This is a genomic window from Nocardioides sp. Root240 (assembly GCF_001428825.1).
Taxonomy (GTDB): Bacteria; Actinomycetota; Actinomycetes; order Propionibacteriales; family Nocardioidaceae; genus Nocardioides.
Window position 1 is genome coordinate 1 of the sequence record NZ_LMIT01000004.1, and the last position, 20,354, is coordinate 20,354.

The window sequence follows — 20,354 nt, forward strand, 5'->3', positions numbered from 1 at the left end:
CGTCCAAGCGTGAGTTTCCTCGTCCAAGCACGTGAGTTTCACCGGCCGGCCGGTGAAACTCACGCCGGGCCGAATTCCGAAGCGGGGCCGATGCAGACCCGCTTCAGCGACCGGCGAGCAGGTCCGCGACCAGGTCGACCTGGCGCGGGTCTCCGCCGGTCGGGATCAGCTGCACCTCGTCCGTACCGATCTCCGCGAACCGGTCGAGCAGCCTGCCCAGCTCGTCGAGCGTCCCGGCGAAGCCGGCCGTCGGCGCGAGGGCGTCGACCAGCTCGACGGGCAGCCAGTTCATGTAGTGCCGCAGGTGCGCGTGCACCTGGCGCCGGGGGTCGTCGGTGGCCTCGGCCAGCGCGAACCAGAAGGACGTCGTCAGCCTCGGCGCCGGTCGGCCGGCGTCCGCCCACGCGGAGCGGGCGAGGTCGAACAGGCCCGCCGTCTCGGCCACGTCGGCGCCGAGGGACATGCCCGCGAGGCCGTCGGCCCAGGCCGCCGCGTGGACCGTCGTACGACGTCCGAGCGTGCCGACCAGCAGCTCCGGCCCACCGGCGGTGTGCGGCCGCGGTCCGACGGGACGGGTCGCGCCGGTGACGTCCTCGCCGGCCCAGACCCGGCGCATCACGCCGGCCCGCTCGGCGAGCTGGGCCATGGTGCGGGTGCCCCAGTCGGCGCCGACCGCGCGGTAGTCCTCCTCGCGCCCGCCGACCCCGAGCCCGACCGAGAGCCGGCCCCCGCACAGCCGGTCGGCGGTGGCGAGCGCCTTGGCGAGGTGCACCGGGTCGTGCAGCTGCGGGACGACGACCGTCGCGCTCAGGCGCACCCGTGTCGTCCAGGCGGCGACCGCCCCCAGGAGGGTGAGGATGTCGGGGTTGTCGAAGGCGATCCGCTCGCCGAAGCAGAGCGAGCCGTAGGGACCCGCGTCGATCCGCTCCGCCCAGTCGCGCAGCAGCGCCGGGTCGACCTCCGGCTCCATGACCGGGAGGGTCATCCCGACGTCCATGCTCATCGGCGGGTCACCAGACGACGCCGCGGTCGACGACGAGGTTCGCGCCGGTGATGGACGCGGCCGCGTCGGACGCGAGGAACATCAGCGACTCGGCGACGTCGACAGGCGGCATGAAGCCGGGGATCACCGAGGTGCTCTTGGCGACCAGGTCCCAGTTCGCGTCGGCGGGCAGCCCGGCCGCCGCCGCCTCGATCATCGGCGTCGCGATGCCGCCGGGCGACACGCAGTTGACCCGCACGCCGCGGGTGCCGAGCTCGACGGCGAGCGAGCGCATCCCCAGCAGCAGTGCCGCCTTCGATGCGCAGTACTGCGCGTTGTAGGGCTGCCCCATCACCGCGGAGATCGACGTCACCGACACCACGTTGCCCTTGCTCGCGACCAGCGCCTCCGCGAAGGCCTGGGTCAGCATCAGCGGCGCCAGCGCGTTGATGTCGAAGTGCCGGCGCAGTCCGTCCGGCGTCAGCTTGCCGATCTCGGCGAACTGCTGGATCCCGGCGACATTGCAGAGCACGTCGAGGCCGCCGAGCTCGGCGAGCGCGTCGGCGACGAACCCGTCGCGCGCGGAGTCGTCCCGCAGGTCGCACGGTACGACGCCGTCGGCCGGTGCGACGTCGGTCGCGACCACGCGTGCGCCCTCCTCGCGGAACAGGCCGGCGACGACCTGGCCGACGCCGCCGGCCGCTCCGGTGACGACGACGCGACGGTCGGTGAACCGCTGCGCGCGGGCGGGGGCGGTGGTCATGGTTCCTCCTGGGGTTCGGGTGCCTCACCATAGAACGTGTTCTAGTTTCTGTCTCCACCTACGCTCGGCCCATGACCGACGGCTGGCAGACCGATCGGCTCGACCTCGACGGCTACCTCGCCCGGCTCGGCCTCACCGCGGCCGGCGCGACGCCCGACCGAGCCACCCTCGACGCGCTGCACGAGGCACACGTGCGGACCTTCACGTTCGACAACGTCGACGTGCTGCTCGACCAGCACCCCGGTGTCGGCATGGACGCCCTCAACGCCAAGTTCGTCGACCGCGGGCGCGGTGGCTACTGCTTCGAGCACGCGAGCGTGTTCGCGGCCGCCCTCGAGAGGATCGGGTACGACGTACGGCGCCACCTCGGGCGGGTCGGCGACCCCGCCGCCGGTACGGTCCAGGGCCGCACCCACATGACCGTCGAGGTGATGCTCGACGGGGAGCGGCTGCTGTGCGACCCCGGCTTCGGGATGAGCCTGGTCCACCCGATCCCGCTGGCCGACGGCGCCGAGTCCGACCAGCGCGGCTGGCCGTACCGGATGGTCCGTGCCGACGACGGCACCTGGGGCCTCCACCGGCTGCGCGAGGCCGGCTGGGAGCTCACCCACACGACCGACGAGCTGCCCGTCCGCCCGGTGGACGTCGTCATCGGCCACCACTACACGAGCACCTTCCCCACCTCGCACTTCCGCAGCGGCCTGATGGTCACCAAGCACGAGGACGGCCGGCACGTCGCGGTCACCGGCACCACGGTGACCGTACGCCGTCCCGGCGAGCCGACCGAGCACCGCGAGCTGGCCGACGGGGAGCTCGTCGAGTGGTTGCGCGTGCTCGACGTACCGCTCATCGACGACGAGGAGCGGCGCCTGCTCGCGCGCCTCGCCGACCTCGGCTAGCGCGGGCCGGCCATCCGCGCACCCAGCTGGTGCGCCTCCCGGAGCAGCAGCTGCCCGAGCTCCTCCTGCCGCGGCGGCGCCAGCCGGGACTCGATGCCGTTGATGCTCAGCGCCCAGCGGGGCTCGCCGTGCGCGTCGAACACCGCGGCGCCCAGGCCCCAGCTGCCGGTCACGATGAGGCCCGGGTTGACGGCGTACCCACGCTCGCGGGTGGCCTCGACCTGCGCCCGCAGGGCTGCCGGCCCGTGCTGCCTGCCGTGGCGCGCAGCGAGCCGGGCGCGGGAGAGGTAGGCCTCGCGCTCGCGGTCGGGCAGGAAGGACAGGATCACGAGGCCGGCCGAGGCGACGCCGAGCGGGAACCGGATGCCCTCGTGCAGCACGTGGGACCGGATCGGGAAGCTGCCGTCCTCGCGCAGCAGGCAGACCGTCTCGTCACCGCGCCGGACCGAGAAGTAGGCGCTCTCGCCGGTCTCGCGCGCGATCCGCAGCACCGCCTCGCGCGCGACCGGCGCGATGTCGTGGCGGGTGGTCGCGGCGGCGCCCAGCAGGAAGCACTCCGGCCCGAGGTGCCAGGCGGCGCTGGTCTCGTCGCGCTCGACCATGCCCTCCTCGCGCAGGGCGACGAGCAGGCGGTGGGCGGTCGGTCGCGGCAACCCCGTGGCGGCGGCCAGGCCCGTCGTACTGGCGCCGTCGGGCTCGCGCGCCGCGAGCGAGCGCAGCAGGGTGCCAACCCTCTCGACCACGCTCGCGCCCTTGTCCACGCCGCCACTCTAGTCCGCGTCCACCCAGTGAACGCTGATCGTGGCTACTGCCCGGAAGACGAGCAATCACGGCTGGATCTGCGGTCATCTGTTGACCGCTGCCGACCGGTTGGAGCACGGTGCGAACCATGGACAAGGTCATCTCCTCGGCCGCCGAAGCGGTGGCGGACATCCCGGACGGGGCGACCCTGACGGTCGGCGGGTTCGGGCTCTGCGGCATCCCCTCGGTGCTGATCGCGGCCCTCCTCGACGCGGGCACCACCGACCTCGAGGTCGTCTCCAACAACGCCGGCGTCGACGGTTGGGGCCTGGGCCGGCTGCTCGCGGCACGACGGCTGCGGCGCGTCGTGGCGTCGTACGTCGGGGAGAACAAGGAGTTCGCGCGCCAGTACCTCTCCGGCGAGCTCGAGGTCGAGCTCACCCCCCAGGGCACGCTCGCCGAGCGGATGCGCGCCGGCGGCTCCGGCATCGCCGGGTTCTACACGCGCACCGGCGTCGGCACCCAGGTCGCCGACGGCGGACTCCCGTGGAGGTACGACGACGCGGGCAACGTCATCAAGACGTCCCCCCAGAAGCCGGTGATGCGCTTCGAGACCCGGGCGGGCGAGCAGGAGTTCGTGCTCGAGGAGGCGATCGTCTCCGACTTCGGTCTGGTCCGCGCCTGGAAGGGTGACCGCCACGGCAACCTGGTGTTCAACCAGTCCGCCCGCAACTTCAACCCGCTCGCCGCGATGGCCGGCCAGGTCACGATCGCGGAGGTCGAGGAGCTGGTCGAGCCCGGTGAGCTCGACCCCGACCAGGTCCACCTGCCGGGTGTCTACGTCCACCGCGTCGTACCCCTCACGCCGGAGCAGGCCGCGGACAAGCGCATCGAGAAGAGGACGGTCCGCTGACATGGCATGGAATCGTGAGCAGATGGCGGCCCGCGCCGCGGCCGAGCTCGCCGACGGCGACTACGTCAACCTCGGCATCGGCCTCCCCACGCTGGTCCCCAACTACGTCCCCGACGACGTCGAGCTGGTCCTGCAGAGCGAGAACGGCATCCTCGGCTTCGGCGCCTACCCCACCGAGGACGCCGTCGACCCCGACCTGATCAACGCCGGCAAGGAGACCGTCACCGTCCGCAAGGGCGCGAGCTTCTTCGACTCCGCCACCAGCTTCGGGATGATCCGCGCCGGCAAGATCGACGCCGCCATCCTCGGCGCCATGCAGGTCTCCGCCGGCGGCGACATCGCGAACTGGATGATCCCCGGCAAGATGGTCAAGGGCATGGGCGGCGCGATGGACCTGGTCCACGGCGCGAGGAAGGTCGTCGTCCTGATGGAGCACGTCGCCCGCGACGGCTCCTACAAGATCGTCGACGAGTGCTCGTTGCCCTTCACCGGCCGCGGCGTGGTCCAGCGGATCATCACCGACCTGTGCGTCCTCGACGTCACCCCGGCCGGGCTGCGCCTCGTCGAGCTCGCGCCCGACGTCACCCTCGAAGAGGTGCGGGAGAAGACCGAACCAGAGGTCCTCGCCGGCTGAGGCGACCGGGTCAGCCGTGGACGGTGCGGTGCAGCTCCGCCATCCGCTGGTCCAGGTCGGCGGCCACGCGCGCCGCAGCGGCGAGCTCACCGACCAGCTCCGCGGGCACGTCCTTGTCGTACTTGTAGTAGATCTTGTGCTCGACGCTGGCCCAGAAGTCCATGGCGACGGTGCGGATCTGCAGCTCGATCGGGACCCGGCGCATGTCCTCGGACAGGAACACGGGGATCTCGACGATGGCGTGGAGGCTGCGGTAGCCGTTGGGCTTGGGGCGGGCGACGTAGTCCTTGATCACGCGGACGGTCACGTCCGGCTGCGTGGTGAGCATGTCGAGGACCTGGTAGGCGTCGGCGATGAAGGCGCAGACGATGCGCACGCCGGCGATGTCGGTGATCTGCTCGGCGATCGCGTCGAGCTCGAGCGGGCAGCCGATGCGGGCGGCCTTGGCGCGCAGGCTCTCGATGGACTTCAGCCGGGAGCTGACGTGCTCGATCGGGTTGCCGGTGCCACGGAAGGCGAGCTCCTCGCGCAGGATGTTGATCTTGGTCAGCATCTCGTCGAGGCCGAACTTGTAGTTCAGCAGGAACTGGCCGATCTCCTGGGCGCGCGCCTCGTCCGGCAGGGGGACGCTCGCGGTGCTCACCGCACCAGTGTGCCCGGTGCGCGGTGACGCCTCGAGGTGGCCTCCACCGGAGCCGGGAGCACGACGGCTCTCGGGCTCCGGCGGAGGACAGGTGGGCTACACGGGTCAGCGCACCGCGTCGAGGGCGTCGACCATGCCCTCGCCGTAGTAGCTGTTGTCGGCGTCGGTCCCGACGCACGGGGCACCGAGGTCGACGCCGGCCGGCGGGGCCTCCTGGACCGTGCAGGCGTGGTCGTCGGCGTCGGCACGCAGCTTGGCGACCATCTGCGCCGGCGTGAGGTCCGGGTGCGCCGACCTCATCAGGGCGAGGACGCCGGCGACGTGCGGCGAGGCCATCGAGGTCCCGGACTTCAGGCCGTAGCCGTTGCCCGTCACGATGGTCGAGAGGATGCGGCGGCCGGGGGCGGCGACGTCGATGACGCCCAGGCCGCGGTTCGAGAAGTACGCGAGGATGTCGTCGCGGTGGCTCGCGGACACGGTCACGACGCCCGGCAGCTCGGTCGGGATGTCCTGGCAGCCGCTGTTGAGCGTGCGCGTCACCGGGGTGCCGTCGTCCGGGCTGCCCTCGTCGAGGAAGGACGACTTGTCGGACAGGTCGTGGCCGGAGTTGCCCGCGGCCGCGGCGTGCACGACGCCCTGGTCGGTCGACCAGGCGACCGCGCGGCGCACGGCCTCCTTGGCGGCGTACTGGTCGGGCTGGTCCTCGCAGTAGAACTCGAACGGGTCGACGTAGTAGCTGTTGTTGGTCACGTCCATGCCGTGCGTGCCGGCCCAGACGAAGCCGCACACGGCGTACTCCGGGTAGATGAACCCGTCGTCGTTGACGACCTTGACCGCGGCCATCCGCACGTTGGGCGCGACGCCGACGATGCCCACGCCGTTGCGCGCGGCGCCGATCGTGCCGGCGACGTGGGTGCCGTGGTCGCTGGTGGTCGGGTACCAGCCGGTCGCGGAGGTGTCGGGGCGCCCGGCGTCGCTGCAGTTGACCGAGTCGGCCACGTCGATATTGGCGGCCAGGTCCGGGTGGTCGGGGTCGATGCCGGAGTCCAGGACGCCGACGACGACGTCACGGGAGCCGTCGGTGATGGCGTGCGCCTGGTCCGCCTTGATCACCTGCAGGTCCCACTGCTCGCTCTCGCGCGGGTCCGCGGCCGTGACGGTGTTCTCGGTGTCGTCCTGCTGGGGCGACGACTGCGCCTTGCGGACCTGTCCCCTGCCCGGGCCCCACGGCGCCTGGACGCCCTCGGGCGTGCCCTCGGTCACCGGCACGGTGCGGGTGGCGCCGACGGACTCGAGCGCGTTGCCGGCGTACACCTTGACGTTAGCGCGGAAGGCGGCCCTGTCGCTGTGGGCGACGACGACGCCGATCTGCGGCCAGGTCTGGACCACGACGCCGCCCGCGCGGGCGACCGCGCGCTCGAGCAGCCGGGTCTGACCGGGGTTGGCCTGCTTGGCGTTGAGGAGGTACGCCGACACGACGCCGTCAGGGGTGCTGATCGGGACCGGTGTCGAGACCGGCTCGCCGCCGGCCGCGGGGGCCGCGGTGGCGCCGGTGCCGGACACGGAGAGACCGGCCAGGGTGAGGCCCGTCGCGACCGTGAGGACGGCGGCGCGGAACCGCCGGTGGTGCTGTGGCATGGATGAACCTTTCCGAGGAGGTCGGCGCGGGATGTGCGCCGGGCCACATCCTGTCCTCCCGGAGACCCCCTTGGCGAGAGGATCGTCGGCCGAACTTCACAGCGACCGGAGCTGCTCCGCGATCGTGGCGAGGTCCTGGTCGGTGCGGACCACGACGATCGCGCCCGGAGCAGCCGGCGTCGCGGCCTGGGACGGAGCGAAGAGCGCGTTGACCTGGGCCATCGCCTCGTCGATCTCCAGGTGCGGGTCCTCGCACTCCTCGCGCAACCAGCGGCGCAGGACGCGGTTGTGGGCGGCGACCACGGCAGCCGCCATCAGCTCGCCGCGGCTCTCGGACTCCTCGGAGCCGTCGCCCCACGCGCTGATGTACTGCCGGAACAGCTGCTGGTAGCGCGCCCCGCTGATCAGCTCGCGATCGCGCAGCGCGGGGACCGTGGACGTGAGCTGGTAGCGCCGACGCGCCAGCGGCCCCTCAGCGATGTAGTGGAAGAGCACGACGCGCACCGCGTCCGAGACCGCGAGGATGGCACTCTTCTGCGTCGAGGCGGCCAGCCGCTCCTCGACCGCGGCGAGGATCGCGTCGTGGTCCGGGAAGATCACCTTCTCCTTGGACCCGAACAGCCGGAAGAAGGAGCTGCGGCTCACGCCGGCGGCCGCGGCGATGTCGTCGACGCTCGTGGCGTCGTACCCCGCCTCGTTGAACAGCCGGAAGGCAGCGTCGACGATCGCGGCAGCCGTGCCCCTGCCGGTCGGCGACCGACGGTCGTCGTCGGTTGAATGCGTCACACCGCACCCCTCTTGTGAACCCCAGTGTCAATGGATGATACTCAGTTTCATGACCGAGATCGACCTGCACACGACCGCGGGCAAGCTCGCCGACCTCGAGCGACGTACCGACGAGGCCGTCCACGCACCGGCGGCCCAGGCCCAGGAGAAGCAGCACGCGAAGGGGCGCAAGACCGCCCGCGAGCGCATCGAGCTGCTCTTCGACGAGGGATCGTTCGTCGAGCTCGACGAGTTCGCGCGGCACCGCTCGACCGCCTTCGGCCTCGAGAAGACCCGCCCCTACGGCGACGGCGTGATCACCGGCTACGGCACGGTCGACGGCCGCCAGGTCTGCGTGTTCTCGCAGGACTTCACCGTCTTCGGCGGCTCGCTCGGCGAGGTCTACGGCGAGAAGATCACCAAGGTCATGGACCTGGCGATCAAGACCGGCTCCCCGATCATCGGCATCAACGAGGGCGCCGGCGCCCGCATCCAGGAGGGCGTCGTCTCGCTCGGCCTGTACGGCGAGATCTTCAAGCGCAACGTGCACGCCTCCGGCGTGATCCCCCAGATCTCGCTGATCATGGGCAACTGCGCGGGCGGCCACGTCTACTCCCCCGCGGTCACCGACTTCACGATCATGGTCGACCAGACCTCGGCGATGTTCATCACCGGTCCCGACGTCATCAAGACGGTCACCGGCGAGGACGTCACGATGGAGGAGCTCGGCGGCGCCCGGGCCCACAACACCAAGTCCGGCAACGCCCACTACATGGCCTCCGACGAGGACGACGCGATCGAGTACGTCAAGGCACTGCTGGCGTTCCTGCCGCAGAACAACCTCGACGCCGCCCCGTCGTACGACGAGGTCGCCGACCTCGAGCCGTCGGCCGAGGACCTCGCGCTGGACACGCTGATCCCCGACTCGGCCAACCAGCCCTACGACATGCACGACGTGATCACCACGATCGTCGACGACGCCGACTTCCTCGAGGTGCAGGCGCTCTTCGCCCCCAACATCATCACCGGCTACGGCCGCATCGAGGGCAAGCCCGTCGGCATCGTGGCCAACCAGCCGATGCAGTTCGCCGGCACCCTCGACATCGACGCGTCCGAGAAGGCCGCGCGCTTCGTGCGCTTCTGCGACGCGTTCAACATCCCGGTGCTGACCTTCGTCGACGTCCCCGGCTTCCTGCCCGGCGTCGACCAGGAGCACCTCGGCATCATCCGCCGCGGCGCCAAGCTGATCTACGCCTACGCCGAGGCGACCGTCCCGCTGGTCACGATCATCACCCGCAAGGCCTACGGCGGCGCCTACGACGTCATGGGCTCCAAGCACCTCGGTGCCGACATCAACCTGTCCTGGCCGACCGGCCAGATCGCGGTGATGGGCGCCCAGGGCGCGGCGAACATCGTGCACCGCAAGACCCTCGCGGCCGTCGAGGCCGCGGGCGGCGACGTCGAGGCCAAGCGGGCCGAGCTGATCGACGAGTACGAGACCACGCTGGCCAACCCCTACATCGCGGCCGAGCGCGGCTACATCGACGCCGTCATCCAGCCCTCGCAGACCCGCGCGGAGATCGTGAAGGCGCTGCGCCTGCTCGCCACCAAGCGGGAGACCCTCCCGCCCAAGAAGCACGGGAACATCCCGCTGTGAGCGCGCCGACCCTCACCGGTGGCAACCCGACGGCGGAGGAGCTCGCGGCGGTCGTCGCGGTCCTCTCCGCCCTCGGCCAGGGTGCTCCGGCGCCCGAGCCGGTGCGCTCCGAGTGGGCCTCGCCCGCGCGTGGCGTGCGTCGTACCGCTGACTCCCTGACCCTCCGCGGCCGCGGCGCCTGGCGCGCCAGCGGACTGCCCCGCTGACCATCTCGCCCACCAAGGAAGACACCATGTCGCTCAAGAAGGTCCTGATCGCCAACCGTGGCGAGATCGCCGTCCGGGTCATCCGCGCCGCCAAGGACGCCGGCATCGCGTCCGTGGCCGTGTACGCCGAGCCCGACGCCAACGCGCTGTTCGTGCGCCTCGCCGACGAGGCGTACTCCCTCAACGGCTCCACCCCGGCCGACTCCTACCTCGTGATCGAGAAGATCATCGAGGTCGCGAAGCGCTCCGGCGCCGACTCGGTGCACCCGGGCTACGGCTTCCTCGCCGAGAACGCCCAGTTCGCCCAGGCCGTGATCGACGCGGGCCTGATCTGGATCGGCCCGTCGCCGGCGGCGATCGAGGGCCTCGGCGACAAGGCCAAGGCCAAGCAGATCGCCCTGGCAGCCGGCGCCCCGCTCGCCCCGGGCCTCAAGGACCCGGTCGAGTCCGCCGACGAGATCGTCGCGTTCGCGCAGGAGCACGGCCTCCCGGTCGCCATCAAGGCCGTCTTCGGCGGCGGTGGCCGTGGCCTCAAGGTCGCCCGCACGCTCGAGGAGATCCCCGAGCTCTTCGAGTCGGCGACCCGCGAGGCGATCTCCGCCTTCGGCCGCGGCGAGTGCCTGGTCGAGAAGTTCCTCGACAAGCCGCGGCACGTCGAGACCCAGTGCCTGGCCGACTCGCACGGCAACGTCGTGGTCATCTCGACCCGCGACTGCTCGCTGCAGCGTCGCCACCAGAAGCTGGTCGAGGAGGCTCCCGCGCCCTTCCTCACCGACGAGCAGAACGCCCGCCTCTACGAGTCGTCGAAGGCGATCCTGAAGGAGGCCGGCTACGTCGGCGCCGGTACCTGCGAGTTCCTCGTGGCCGCCGACGGCACCATCTCCTTCCTCGAGGTCAACACCCGACTCCAGGTCGAGCACTGCGTGTCCGAGGAGGTCACCGGCATCGACCTGGTCCGCGAGATGTTCCGCGTCGCGGCCGGCGAGGAGCTCGGCTACGGCGACCCGGAGATCCGCGGCCACTCGATCGAGTACCGCATCAACGCCGAGGACGGCGGCAACAACTTCATGCCGGCGCCCGGCACGCTGACCGCCTGGAACCCGCCGCAGGGTCCCGGCGTCCGCGTCGACGGTGGCTACGAGAACGGCGAGACCGTCCCCGGTGCCTTCGACTCGCTCGTCGCGAAGCTGATCATCACCGGCTCCAGCCGGACCCAGGCGATCGAGCGCTCGCGCCGTGCGCTGAGCGAGTTCCAGGTCGACGGCATGCCGACGGCCATCACCTTCCACGAGGTCATCGTCAACGACCCGGCCTGGGTCGGTGCCTCGAACCCGAGCGGCGAGGGCTCCTTCGACGTCTACACGACGTGGATCGAGACCGACTTCGACAACCAGATCACCCCCTACGGCGGCGCCCCGGGCGAGGCCGAGGAGGCCGGCGAGAAGCAGACCGTCGTCGTCGAGGTCGGTGGCAAGCGCATCGAGGTCACCCTCCCCGCGGGCCTGGGCGGCATCGCCGCCGGTCCGGCCGCCGCGGCCAAGAAGCCCAAGCGGTCCGCCGGCAAGAAGGCCGGCGCTGCCGCGTCGGGTGACGCCGTCACCTCGCCGATGCAGGGCACGATCGTCAAGGTCGCCGTCGAGGAGGGCCAGACGGTCGCCAAGGGCGACGTCGTCGTCGTCCTCGAGGCGATGAAGATGGAGCAGCCGCTCAAGGCGCACAAGGACGGCACGATCACGGGCCTGAGCGCCGAGGTCGGCGCCACGGTCGGCAACGGCGAGGTCGTCGCCGAGATCAAGGACGCCGGCGCCTGAGCCTGCGAAGGCGGCGAGTGCGTCCGCAGGTCGAGGAGCGGTAGGGGCTCGCGCAGCGAAGCAAGCGAGGGCCTACCGCGTCTCGAGACCACGCGAGCCGGTGCTGGAACTGTGAAGGCAGTTCCGGCACCGGCTCGAGGCGTATCGAGACCCGGTGGGTCGCTTACGGGGGTCTCGATACGCCCTCGCCCAGGGGCTCGGGCTACTCGACCAGCGGAGGGCTGGGCGAGTGAGAGGGCTCGGGTCGGCCCGCGGTGGCAGGATCGGCCCATGCACCGTCGGACCCTCCTGCGCGCCGTTGCCGGTCTGGGCGCCGCCGGGGCCGGGCTCGCCGCCTGCTCCGAGTCCGGGGAGGATCCGCCCATGCGCCGCACGTCACCCGCCCGCCACGCCTACGGCGAGGACCCCAGCCAGTGGGGCGACCTGTTCCTGCCCGACGGCGAGCCCCGCGGGGTCGTGGTCGTGGTCCACGGCGGGTTCTGGAAGGCCGAGTACGGCGCCGAGCAGTACGGCGGTCCCCTCGCCAGTGACCTGGCCGACCGCGGCTGGGCGGCGTGGAACCTCGAGTACCGCCGCGTCGGCAACGGCGGCGGCGCCCCTGCGACCTTCGACGACGTCGCCGCCGGCATCGACCACCTCGCCGAGCTGGACCTCGACCTCACGACCGTCGTCACGCTCGGCCACAGTGCCGGCGGCCACCTCGCGACGTGGGCGGCTGCCCGCGGCGGGCACGGCTGGACCGAGCGGGTCCCGGTGACCCACGTGATCAGCCAGGCCGGCGTGCTCGACCTGCGCGCGGCCGACGCGGACGGCCTCGGCGGCGGCGCGGCCCGCGCACTGCTCGGCCACGCCCCGACCGCCGCCGACGCGCGATTCGACCCGGCGCAACAGCTCCCCCTCGACGTACCGGTGTGGTGCGTGCACGGCACCGACGACGACATCGTGCCGCCGAGCCAGTCGGCGTCGTACGTGGAGCGGGCGCGGGCCGCGGGAGCCACGGCCGAGCTGGTGGAGGTGCCCGGCGACCACTTCGCGGTGATCGACCCGGCGACACAGGCGTGGGCACGGCAGGTCGCCGTGCTCGACACGATCGGAAGGACGACGCGATGACGGTGACCGTGCTGGTGGGAGGCGGCCGCGACCAGGCCCGGGTGCGCGCGTTGCTGGAGCCCTTCGTCGCAGCGAGCGCCGGCGGCGAGGTCGCCTGCGTCGTGGTCGACGACGGCGAGGGGGTCGACCTCGACCGGTGGCACGGCGTGCTCGGCGACGCCGGCGCGATCCGCGACGTGGTGCTGGAGCAGGGCCGTCCCCTGCGCGCGGAGGACCTCGACGGCGTGGCCGGCGTGTTCGTCGCCGGTGGCCTGACGCCGTTGTACGCCGAGCTCGTCGTCCCGCAGGCCGCCGCCCTCTCCGCGCTGCCGTACGCCGGCTTCTCCGCCGGCGCCGCCATCGCCGCCGAGCGCGCGCTGGTGGGCGGCTGGCTGCTCGACGGCGGGGAGGTCTGCTCGGAGGATGCGAGCGAGGACCTCGGCGAACTGACGGTCGTCGACGGGCTGGGCCGGGTGCCCTTCGCGATCGACGTGCACGCGGCGCAGTGGGGGACGACGACGCGGGCGATCGCCGCCGTGGCCGCAGGCCTGGTCGACGAGGTGCGGGCTGTCGACGAGCACACCGCGGTCGTGGTCGTGAACGGCGAGCTCCACGTGACCGGCGCCGGACAGGCGCTGCTCGTCTCGCCGGGGACCGACGGCGTGCTCGTGCACCCGTGACCGGTGCCCCGGAGCGACGACGTGCTCCATCGCGCTTCGAGCGACGCCAACGCGGCCAGATCGAGTCGGGAACGTCGCGCAGCAGGCGGGGACTTGGGAGACGCGCCCTAGGGTGAAGGACGTGTCGTCCCCCACCGCCGACGAGGCCATCGCCCGCTACCGCGCGCTCGACGAGCCCGGCGGCCGGGACCTGCAGGCCCTGGCCGAGCTGGCCGCGCTCGTGTGCGGCGTACCCAACTCGGCGATCAACCTGATCACCCGCGACCACCAGCACCAGATCGCCGCTGCCGGCATCGACCCGTCGGTCTGCTCGCGCGAGGACTCGATGTGCGCCGTCGTGCTCGACGACACCCGCACGGTCGTCGCGCCGGACGCCAGCGCCGACCCGCGGTTCGCGACCAACCCGTTCGTCTCGGGCGAGATCGACACCGTGCGGTTCTACGCCTCGGCGCCCCTCATCACGCCCGACGGTACGACGATCGGCCGGCTCTGCGTCTTCGACAGTGAGCCGCACGAGCTCGCCGCCGAGCGGGCCGACGTGCTGCAGGTCGTCGCGCAGCGGGTCGTCGACGTGCTGGAGCTGCGGCTGCGCGGCCGCCAGCTGGAGCAGTCGCTGGTCGAGCTGACCCGCACCCAGGACGAGCTGACCCGGTCCAACGAGCTGCTCTCGCTCTTCGCCGGGCAGGTCAGCCACGACCTGCGCTCGCCGCTGACCGCGATCCTCGCCAACACCGAGCTGCTCGCCGACGAGCCCGCCGTGACCGGCGACCCGGCGGTCGCCGAGCTGGTCGGCGCAACCCACCAGGCCGGCCAGCGGATGGCCGGCATGATCAGCACGATCCTCGACTACGCCCGCTCCGGCGCCGTCCTCCGGCCGACCGAGGTCGCCCTCGACGAGGTGCTCAGCCACGTGCTCGACGACCTGGCCCCGGCGATCGGCCGGCGCTCCGCCGTGGTCCGCCGCGAGCCGCTGCCGCAGGTGGTCGGCGACGCGACCCAGCTCTACGCCGTGCTGCTCAACCTGGTCTCGAACGCGGTGAAGTTCACCCCGCCCGACCGCGCGCCCGAGGTCGCGGTCACCGCCGCCCGAGGCGACGGCGAGTGGCGCGTCGCGGTCACCGACAACGGCCGTGGCATCCCTGCCACCGGTCGCGACACGGTCTTCGTGCTGCACGCCCGGGGCGACTCCTCGGTCGAGGGCTCGGGCATCGGGCTGGCGACCGCCCGCCGCGCGGTCGAGGCGCACGGCGGGCGGATCGGGATCGACGACGCCCCCGGTGGCGGCACGACGATCTGGTTCACGCTGCCCGCGTGAGTCAGGCGATGGTCGCGGCGTCGATCACGAAGCGGTAGCGCACGTCGGAGGCGAGCACCCGCTCGTAGGCCTCGTTGATGCCGTCGGCCGCGATCACCTCGATGTCGGCGCCGAGGCCGTGCTCGGCGCAGAAGTCGAGCATCTCCTGGGTCTCGGCGATGCCGCCGATCATGGATCCCGCGAACGCGTGGCGGCCGTAGATCAGCGACATCGCGTCGACGCTGAAGGGCGCCGGCGGCGCGCCGACGTTGACGAACGCGCCGTCGACGGCGAGCAGGCCGAGGTAGGCGTTGACGTCGATGCTCGCGCTGACCGTGTTGAGGACCAGGTCGAAGGTCCCCCGCAGCACGTCGAAGGTCGCCGGGTCACTGGTCGCGTGGTAGTGGTCCGCGCCGAGCCGGACGGCGTCCTCCTGCTTCTTCAGCGACTGCGACAGCACGGTCACCTCGGCGCCCATCGCGTGCGCGATCTTGACCCCCATGTGGCCCAGGCCGCCGAGCCCGACGACCGCGACCTTCCGGCCGGGACCGGCACCCCAGCGCTTGAGCGGCGAGTACGTCGTGATGCCGGCGCAGAGCAGCGGCGCCGCGGCGGCCGGGTCCAGCCCGTCGGGCACGACGAGGGCGAAGTGCTCGTGCACGACGACGTGGGTCGAGTAGCCGCCCTGCGTGGACGTGCCGTCGCGGTCGGTGGCGGCGTAGGTGCCGACGCCGCCCTTGAGGCAGAACTGCTCGTCGCCGCGCAGGCAGTTGGCGCACTCCAGGCAGGAGCGCACGAAGCAGCCGACGCCGACGCGGTCGCCCACCCGGTGGCGGGTCACGGCCGAGCCGACCTCGCGGACGATGCCGACGATCTCGTGGCCGGGGACGACCGGGTAGGGCTGCGGGCCCCAGTCGCCGCGGACGGTGTGGATGTCGGAGTGGCAGATGCCGGCGTACTCGATCTCGATCAGGACGTCGTCGGCGCCGACCTCGCGGCGCTCGATGACGGTGGGCACCAGCGGGTCGGTGCTCGCGTGGGCGGCCCAGGCCCGGACGTGGGTGCGGTCGTAGCTCATGGAGTCGATCTCCTTCGTGTTCACTTGAGTCTCTTCATCTCGTCGGCCAGTGACTGCGCCTCGTGGCTCCAGGCCTGCGCGCGCTCCTCGTCGCCCGCGGCCCGCGCCTTCCAGTAGTCGACCTTCAGCTGCACGTAGCGACGTCGTACGGCGAGCAGCTCGGCCTCGACGGCCAACCGCTCGCCCTGCGCCTCCAGCAGCTCGACCTGCAGCTGCGCCGCGGCCGCACCGGAGGCGGCGTTGGCGACGTACTCCTTCATGTCCTTCACGGACATCCCGGTCGCGTTGAGGCAGGCGACCCAGCTGAGCACGTCGACGTCGTCCTCGGTGTAGAACCGGTGGCCGCTGCTCGCGGACCGGCCCACGGGCGCGACGACGCCGATGGACTCGTAGTAGCGCAAGGTGCTCGCCGGGAGCCCGGAGAGCGCGGCGGCCTCCTTGATGGTGAAGGTCCGGCCGGTGGTCTGCGCAGTCACTTCATCGAGGCTAGGAACTTCAAGTACTTGAAGTCAAAGGTGACCTTGGCGCCAGCAGCGGGTCGCGCTCCGGGGTCGTCGGCGCGCTGCTGCGGTTGGTCGGTGGTGGCGGTCACAGGCAGCAGCGACGGGGCGAGTCGGGTGGTGGGTCGGGTCCGGCGGCCGGGCTGCGGCCGGGCGGTGGTCGGCGGCGCGTGCTGACCCCCTCGAGTGGGCACAAACCGCAGGTTTTCGTGCAAATTCTCTGCGGTTTGTGCCCAAACGACGGGTCACCGACACGCAACAGACCGACACGCGTCGGGCGGCCGCGTCAGCGGCGGCGCGGACGAAGTCCGCGCCGACAACCGCGCCGCCCATCCGANGGCCGGGGCCCGGGGTCAAGGCCGCCGAAGGCGCCGCGCAGCGGGCGAGCGAAGCGANCAGCCACCGAACGACTATCCAGCAGCCCGAGCCAGTCCCAGCACCACGGCCAGAGGTTTCGAGGCTCGCTGGCGCTCGCACCTCAACCAGCGACCGGGCACCAGAGACCTCGCTGGCAGCGGGCGAGCGAAGCGAGCGCCTGGACGCCAGGGGGCGGTCGGCTGGGCGCGGCCGCCGGAGCCGTCCCGTCAGGCGAACAGACCCTCCGCCAGCGGCGTCGGCGAGCCGAAGCGGTGGGCGGTGACCGCCACCGCCTGCTCGCGCAGGAAGGTCATCAGCTCGATCCGGCCGGCCTCGAGGACGGGCTGGGCGTGGAGCGCGATGTCGGCGCGACCCTCGCTCTGCTCGGCGAAGGCGGCGCGGCTGCCACCGAGCAGGCGGACGCGGGCGGGCGGCTGGGTGCGCAGGACCTGCTGCCAGGCGGCGTCGTCATCGACGCGGACCCGGACGCCCAGCCTCTCGAGCAGCTGCGTGACCGCGGCCTCGAGCGGCGCGGGCGTGGAGACCGTGACCTCCGAGCCGACGAGGACGCCGGCGCCGGCGACGCGGAGCAGGTCGGCGGTGTCGCCCCGCTCGTCGCGGACGGTCACCGGGATCGGCAGGTGGCGCAGCACGTTCTTCTCCGCCATCAGGCCGGAGACGTCGCGCGCCACGCCGAGCTCGTCGCGCCAGGCGAGGGCGTCGGAGCCGAACGCCCGCTCCAGGAAGGCGATCCGGTCCTCGGCGAGCGACAGCTTCCGGGCCGCGTCGAGGAGGCCGCGGGCCGTCGTACCGAGGGGGGCGACGGCGGTGGCGGGCGACGGGGCCCAGTCACTGAGGCCGATCAGGTAGCTCGGGCCGCCCGCCTTGGAGCCGGCACCGACGGCGGACTTCTTCCAGCCGCCGAACGGCTGGCGGCGCACGATGGCACCCACGGTGGTGCGGTTGACGTAGGCGTTGCCGGCCTCGACGCGGTCGATCCAGCGCTCGATCTCGCCACGGTCGAGGGAGTGCAGGCCGGCGGTGAGGCCGTAGTCGACCTGGTTCTGGATGGCGATCGCCTCGTCGAGGTCGTCGGCCGCGATCAGGCCGAGCACCGGGCCGAAGTACTCCGTCAGGTGGAACTCGGAGCCGCGTCGTACGCCGGTCTTCACGCCGGGCGACCAGAGCCGGCCGGTGTCGTCGAGCCGGCGCGGCTCGACCAGCCAGCTCTCGCCAGGCGCGAGCTCGGTCAGCGCCCGGAGCACCTTGCCCTGGGCGGGCTCGATGACCGGGCCCATCTGGACGGTCGGGTCGGAGGGGTAGCCGACCTTGAGCGAGGTCACCGCGTCGACGAGCTGGGTGAGGAAGCGGCGCGAGGTGGCGACCGAGCCGACGAGGATGCCGAGGGATGCGGCCGAGCACTTCTGGCCGGCGTGGCCGAACGCGGAGGTGACCAGGTCCTTGACCGCGAGGTCGAGGTCGGCGTGCGGGGTGACGACGATTGCGTTCTTGCCGCTGGTCTCCGCGAGCAGCGGCAGGTCCGGGCGGAAGCCGCGGAACAGCGAGGCGGTCTCGAAGGCGCCGGTCAGGATCAACCGGCCCACGCGCGGGTCGGCGACGAGGCGACGGCCGAGGTCGTTCTCCTCGAGGTGGACCAGCTGCAGCACGTCCCGCGGTACGCCGGCGTCCCACAGCGCCTGCACCATGACCGAGCCCGAGCGCTGGGCCTGGGTGGCCGGCTTGACGACGACCGGGCTGCCCGCGGCCAGCGCCGAGAGCACCGAACCGGCGGGGATCGCGACCGGGAAGTTCCACGGCGGCGTGACGACGGTGAGGCCGACCGCCCGGTGCTGCGCGCCGTCGACGGCGTCGAGCTGCTCGGCCAGCAGGGCGTAGTAGTTGGCGAAGTCGATCGCCTCGGAGACCTCGGGATCGCCCTGGTCGAGGGTCTTGCCGCACTCCGCGGCCATCACCTCGAGCAGCTCGGCGCGCGCGGCCTCGAGGGTCCCCGCGGCACGACGCAGGACGGCGGCCCGCTCGGCACCCGTCAGCGCGGCCCAGGTGGTGCCCGCGGCGACCGCCGTCGCGATCACGCCGTCGAGGACGCCGGCGTCGAGGACCGTGTGCTCAGCGACGAGGTCCGCACCCGCGGTGGTCGTCGCGACCCGCTGCGTGATCGCCCGGCCCCACGCGCGGTTGGCCGGCAGGGCGGGGTCGGTGTCGGGGGTGTTGGCGAAGCCGCCCGGCGTACCGACGGCAGCGAACGGGTCACCGGTCGCCCGGTCCTGCCGGCGGTTCGGCAGCGGGACCGTGTCGTCGAGGGCGGCGAGCGAGGCGGCGAAGCGCTGCTTCTCGCGGTCGTAGAGGCGCTGGTCGTCGTGGAGGTCGAAGACCGCGGACATGAAGTTGTCCTGGCTGGCGCCCTCCTCGAGACGGCGCACGAGGTAGGCGATCGCGACGTCGAAGTCCTTGGGGTGCACGACCGGGACATAGAGCAGGAGCCCGCCGACGGTGCGTCGTACGGCCTCGGCCTGGCCCTCGGCCATGCCCAGCAACATCTCGAACTCGATGCGGTCGCGGACGCCACGACGCCCGGCGAGGGTCCACGCGAAGGCGATGTCGAACAGGTTGTGGCCGGCGACGCCGAGCCGGACGTTGGCGACGTGCTCGGGACGCAGGGCGTAGTCGAGGACCCGCTTGTAGTTGGTGTCCGACTCCTGCTTGGTCGACCAGGTGGCGACCGGCCAGTCGTGCAGGGACGCCTCGACGTGCTCCATCGGGAGGTTGGCGCCCTTGACCAGGCGGACCTTGATGCCCGCCCCGCCCCGGGTACGACGGGCCGCGGCCCACTCCTGCAGCCGGATCATCGCCGAGAGCGCGTCGGGCAGGTAGGCCTGCAGCACGATGCCGGCCTCCAGCTTCTCCAGCTCGGGGCGGTCGAGCAGCCGCGTGAAGACCGCGATGGTGAGCTCGAGGTCGCGGTACTCCTCCATGTCGAGGTTGATGAACTTCGGCGTCGGCGCCTCGGCCGCCAGCGTGAACAGCGGCAGCAGGCTCTGCTCGATGTGCGCGACGGCCTCGTCGAACGCCCACGGGTTGTGCGGCGGGACGGTGGCCGAGACCTTGATCGACACGTAGTCGACATCGGGCCGCGCGAGCAGCCGCTGGGTGCCCTCGAGCCGGCGGCCGGCCTCTCCCTCGCCGAGCACGGCCTCGCCGAGGAGGTTGATGTTGAGGTCGACGCCGCGCTCGCGGATCCGCGCGATGGAGCGGCCCAGACGCGCGTCGGTGGCGTCGACCAGGAGGTGGCCGACCATCCGGCGCAGCGCACGACGGGCGATCGGGATGACGATGCCCGGCGCGACGACCGACAGCACGGCGCCGATCTTGACCAGCAGGCGCAGGTGCCAGGGCAGGAACCGTGGCGCGGTGCGCGCGAGCTGCTGCAGGTTGGCGGCGGCGACGGCCAGGTCCTCGGGCCGGATCACCTTGTCGACGAAGCCGACGGTGAAGTCGAGCCCGGCGGGGTCGCGCAGCACGTCGGCCAGGCGCCGCGCGGCGGGCGCGACCGGCTGCGTGGCGGCCTCGTCGAGCCATTGCCGGACGAGGGCCTCGACGTCGGTGAGCACGGAGGTGTCGACGCTCTGCTGGGTCATGTGCTCATGGTCACCCCCCGCTATCCTTTGGGAAAAGCGATCAATTCT

18 protein-coding genes are annotated in these 20,354 nt (G+C 72.3%); 9 read left to right on the forward strand and 9 right to left on the reverse strand.

From position 1 onward, the window contains the following. Positions 1 to 103: 103 nt before the first annotated feature. Complete coding sequence (locus ASE20_RS07610; RefSeq protein WP_200952742.1) at positions 104 to 1,003, reverse strand: LLM class flavin-dependent oxidoreductase; 900 nt, start codon at positions 1,001 to 1,003, stop codon at positions 104 to 106. A gap of 7 nt (positions 1,004 to 1,010) precedes the next feature. After that, positions 1,011 to 1,745 carry an SDR family NAD(P)-dependent oxidoreductase gene (locus ASE20_RS07615; protein WP_056893981.1) on the reverse strand — a complete coding sequence of 245 codons (735 nt, stop codon included), beginning with the start codon at positions 1,743 to 1,745 and terminating at the stop codon, positions 1,011 to 1,013. 71 nt (positions 1,746 to 1,816) lie between these two features. On the opposite strand from ASE20_RS07615, the gene ASE20_RS07620 reads away from it, so the two are divergent. Beyond that, on the forward strand, positions 1,817 to 2,644 hold the full coding sequence (locus ASE20_RS07620) for an arylamine N-acetyltransferase family protein (protein WP_056893982.1): 828 nt from the start codon (positions 1,817 to 1,819) through the stop codon (positions 2,642 to 2,644). Here the strand turns inward: ASE20_RS07620 and ASE20_RS07625 are convergent. Further along, entirely contained in the window at positions 2,641 to 3,405 is a 765-nt protein-coding gene (locus ASE20_RS07625) for an IclR family transcriptional regulator (RefSeq protein ID WP_056893983.1), read from the reverse strand. The two genes, ASE20_RS07620 and ASE20_RS07625, sit on opposite strands and share 4 nt — an antisense overlap. 128 nt (positions 3,406 to 3,533) lie before the next feature. Here ASE20_RS07625 and ASE20_RS07630 point away from each other — a divergent pair, with 128 nt between their 5' ends. Together ASE20_RS07630 and ASE20_RS07635 are read left to right on the forward strand one after the other, a co-directional pair. Then, positions 3,534 to 4,298 (forward strand): CoA transferase subunit A, encoded by a 765-nt coding sequence (locus tag ASE20_RS07630; protein WP_056893984.1) that lies wholly within the window; start codon positions 3,534 to 3,536, stop codon positions 4,296 to 4,298. 1 nt (position 4,299) lies between these two features. Beyond that, positions 4,300 to 4,932, forward strand: a complete 633-nt coding sequence (locus tag ASE20_RS07635; protein ID WP_056893985.1) for a 3-oxoacid CoA-transferase subunit B — start codon at positions 4,300 to 4,302, stop codon at positions 4,930 to 4,932. A 10-nt stretch (positions 4,933 to 4,942) separates the two neighbouring features. Here ASE20_RS07635 and ASE20_RS07640 read toward each other — a convergent pair whose 3' ends face one another. From ASE20_RS07640 to ASE20_RS07650, 3 genes are all read right to left on the reverse strand, one after another. Continuing rightward, positions 4,943 to 5,575 carry a GTP pyrophosphokinase family protein gene (locus tag ASE20_RS07640; protein ID WP_056893986.1) on the reverse strand — a complete coding sequence of 211 codons (633 nt, stop codon included), beginning with the start codon at positions 5,573 to 5,575 and terminating at the stop codon, positions 4,943 to 4,945. A 105-nt stretch (positions 5,576 to 5,680) separates the two neighbouring features. Next, the gene (locus tag ASE20_RS07645; protein WP_056893987.1) at positions 5,681 to 7,213 is read right to left on the reverse strand and encodes a S8 family peptidase; all 1,533 of its coding nucleotides are present in this window, start codon (positions 7,211 to 7,213) and stop codon (positions 5,681 to 5,683) included. A gap of 96 nt (positions 7,214 to 7,309) precedes the next feature. Next, positions 7,310 to 7,999 carry a TetR/AcrR family transcriptional regulator gene (locus tag ASE20_RS07650; RefSeq protein WP_225868981.1) on the reverse strand — a complete coding sequence of 230 codons (690 nt, stop codon included), beginning with the start codon at positions 7,997 to 7,999 and terminating at the stop codon, positions 7,310 to 7,312. A 49-nt stretch (positions 8,000 to 8,048) separates the two neighbouring features. Between ASE20_RS07650 and ASE20_RS07655 the strand changes: the two genes are divergently transcribed. The 6 genes from ASE20_RS07655 to ASE20_RS07680 all read left to right on the forward strand — a co-directional run bounded on the left by ASE20_RS07655 (position 8,049) and on the right by ASE20_RS07680 (position 14,736). Beyond that, complete coding sequence (locus tag ASE20_RS07655) at positions 8,049 to 9,635, forward strand: acyl-CoA carboxylase subunit beta (protein ID WP_056893988.1); 1,587 nt, start codon at positions 8,049 to 8,051, stop codon at positions 9,633 to 9,635. Next, complete coding sequence (locus ASE20_RS07660; RefSeq protein ID WP_056893989.1) at positions 9,632 to 9,841, forward strand: acyl-CoA carboxylase subunit epsilon; 210 nt, start codon at positions 9,632 to 9,634, stop codon at positions 9,839 to 9,841. The genes ASE20_RS07655 and ASE20_RS07660 overlap by 4 nt, the downstream gene beginning before the upstream one ends. A gap of 26 nt (positions 9,842 to 9,867) precedes the next feature. Beyond that, the gene (locus tag ASE20_RS07665; protein WP_056893990.1) at positions 9,868 to 11,652 is read left to right on the forward strand and encodes an acetyl/propionyl/methylcrotonyl-CoA carboxylase subunit alpha; all 1,785 of its coding nucleotides are present in this window, start codon (positions 9,868 to 9,870) and stop codon (positions 11,650 to 11,652) included. 270 nt (positions 11,653 to 11,922) lie between these two features. After that, positions 11,923 to 12,762 carry an alpha/beta hydrolase family protein gene (locus tag ASE20_RS07670; protein ID WP_082612246.1) on the forward strand — a complete coding sequence of 280 codons (840 nt, stop codon included), beginning with the start codon at positions 11,923 to 11,925 and terminating at the stop codon, positions 12,760 to 12,762. Beyond that, a complete protein-coding gene (locus ASE20_RS07675; RefSeq protein WP_056893991.1) occupies positions 12,759 to 13,421 on the forward strand; it encodes a hypothetical protein in 663 nt (220 codons plus the stop codon). Before ASE20_RS07670 ends, ASE20_RS07675 begins: the two co-directional genes overlap by 4 nt. Before the next feature lie 121 nt (positions 13,422 to 13,542). Next, on the forward strand, positions 13,543 to 14,736 hold the full coding sequence (locus ASE20_RS07680) for a GAF domain-containing sensor histidine kinase (protein WP_056917926.1): 1,194 nt from the start codon (positions 13,543 to 13,545) through the stop codon (positions 14,734 to 14,736). 1 nt (position 14,737) lies between these two features. On the opposite strand, the gene ASE20_RS07685 is transcribed toward ASE20_RS07680, so the two are convergent. From ASE20_RS07685 to ASE20_RS07695, 3 genes are all read right to left on the reverse strand, one after another. Then, positions 14,738 to 15,793, reverse strand: coding sequence for an NAD(P)-dependent alcohol dehydrogenase (locus tag ASE20_RS07685; RefSeq protein WP_056894046.1), 1,056 nt, complete (start codon positions 15,791 to 15,793; stop codon positions 14,738 to 14,740). 20 nt (positions 15,794 to 15,813) lie between these two features. Then, complete coding sequence (locus ASE20_RS07690) at positions 15,814 to 16,269, reverse strand: MerR family transcriptional regulator (protein WP_056893993.1); 456 nt, start codon at positions 16,267 to 16,269, stop codon at positions 15,814 to 15,816. 608 nt (positions 16,270 to 16,877) lie between these two features. Beyond that, a complete protein-coding gene (locus ASE20_RS07695; protein ID WP_056893994.1) occupies positions 16,878 to 20,306 on the reverse strand; it encodes a bifunctional proline dehydrogenase/L-glutamate gamma-semialdehyde dehydrogenase in 3,429 nt (1,142 codons plus the stop codon). Positions 20,307 to 20,354: the final 48 nt, after the last annotated feature.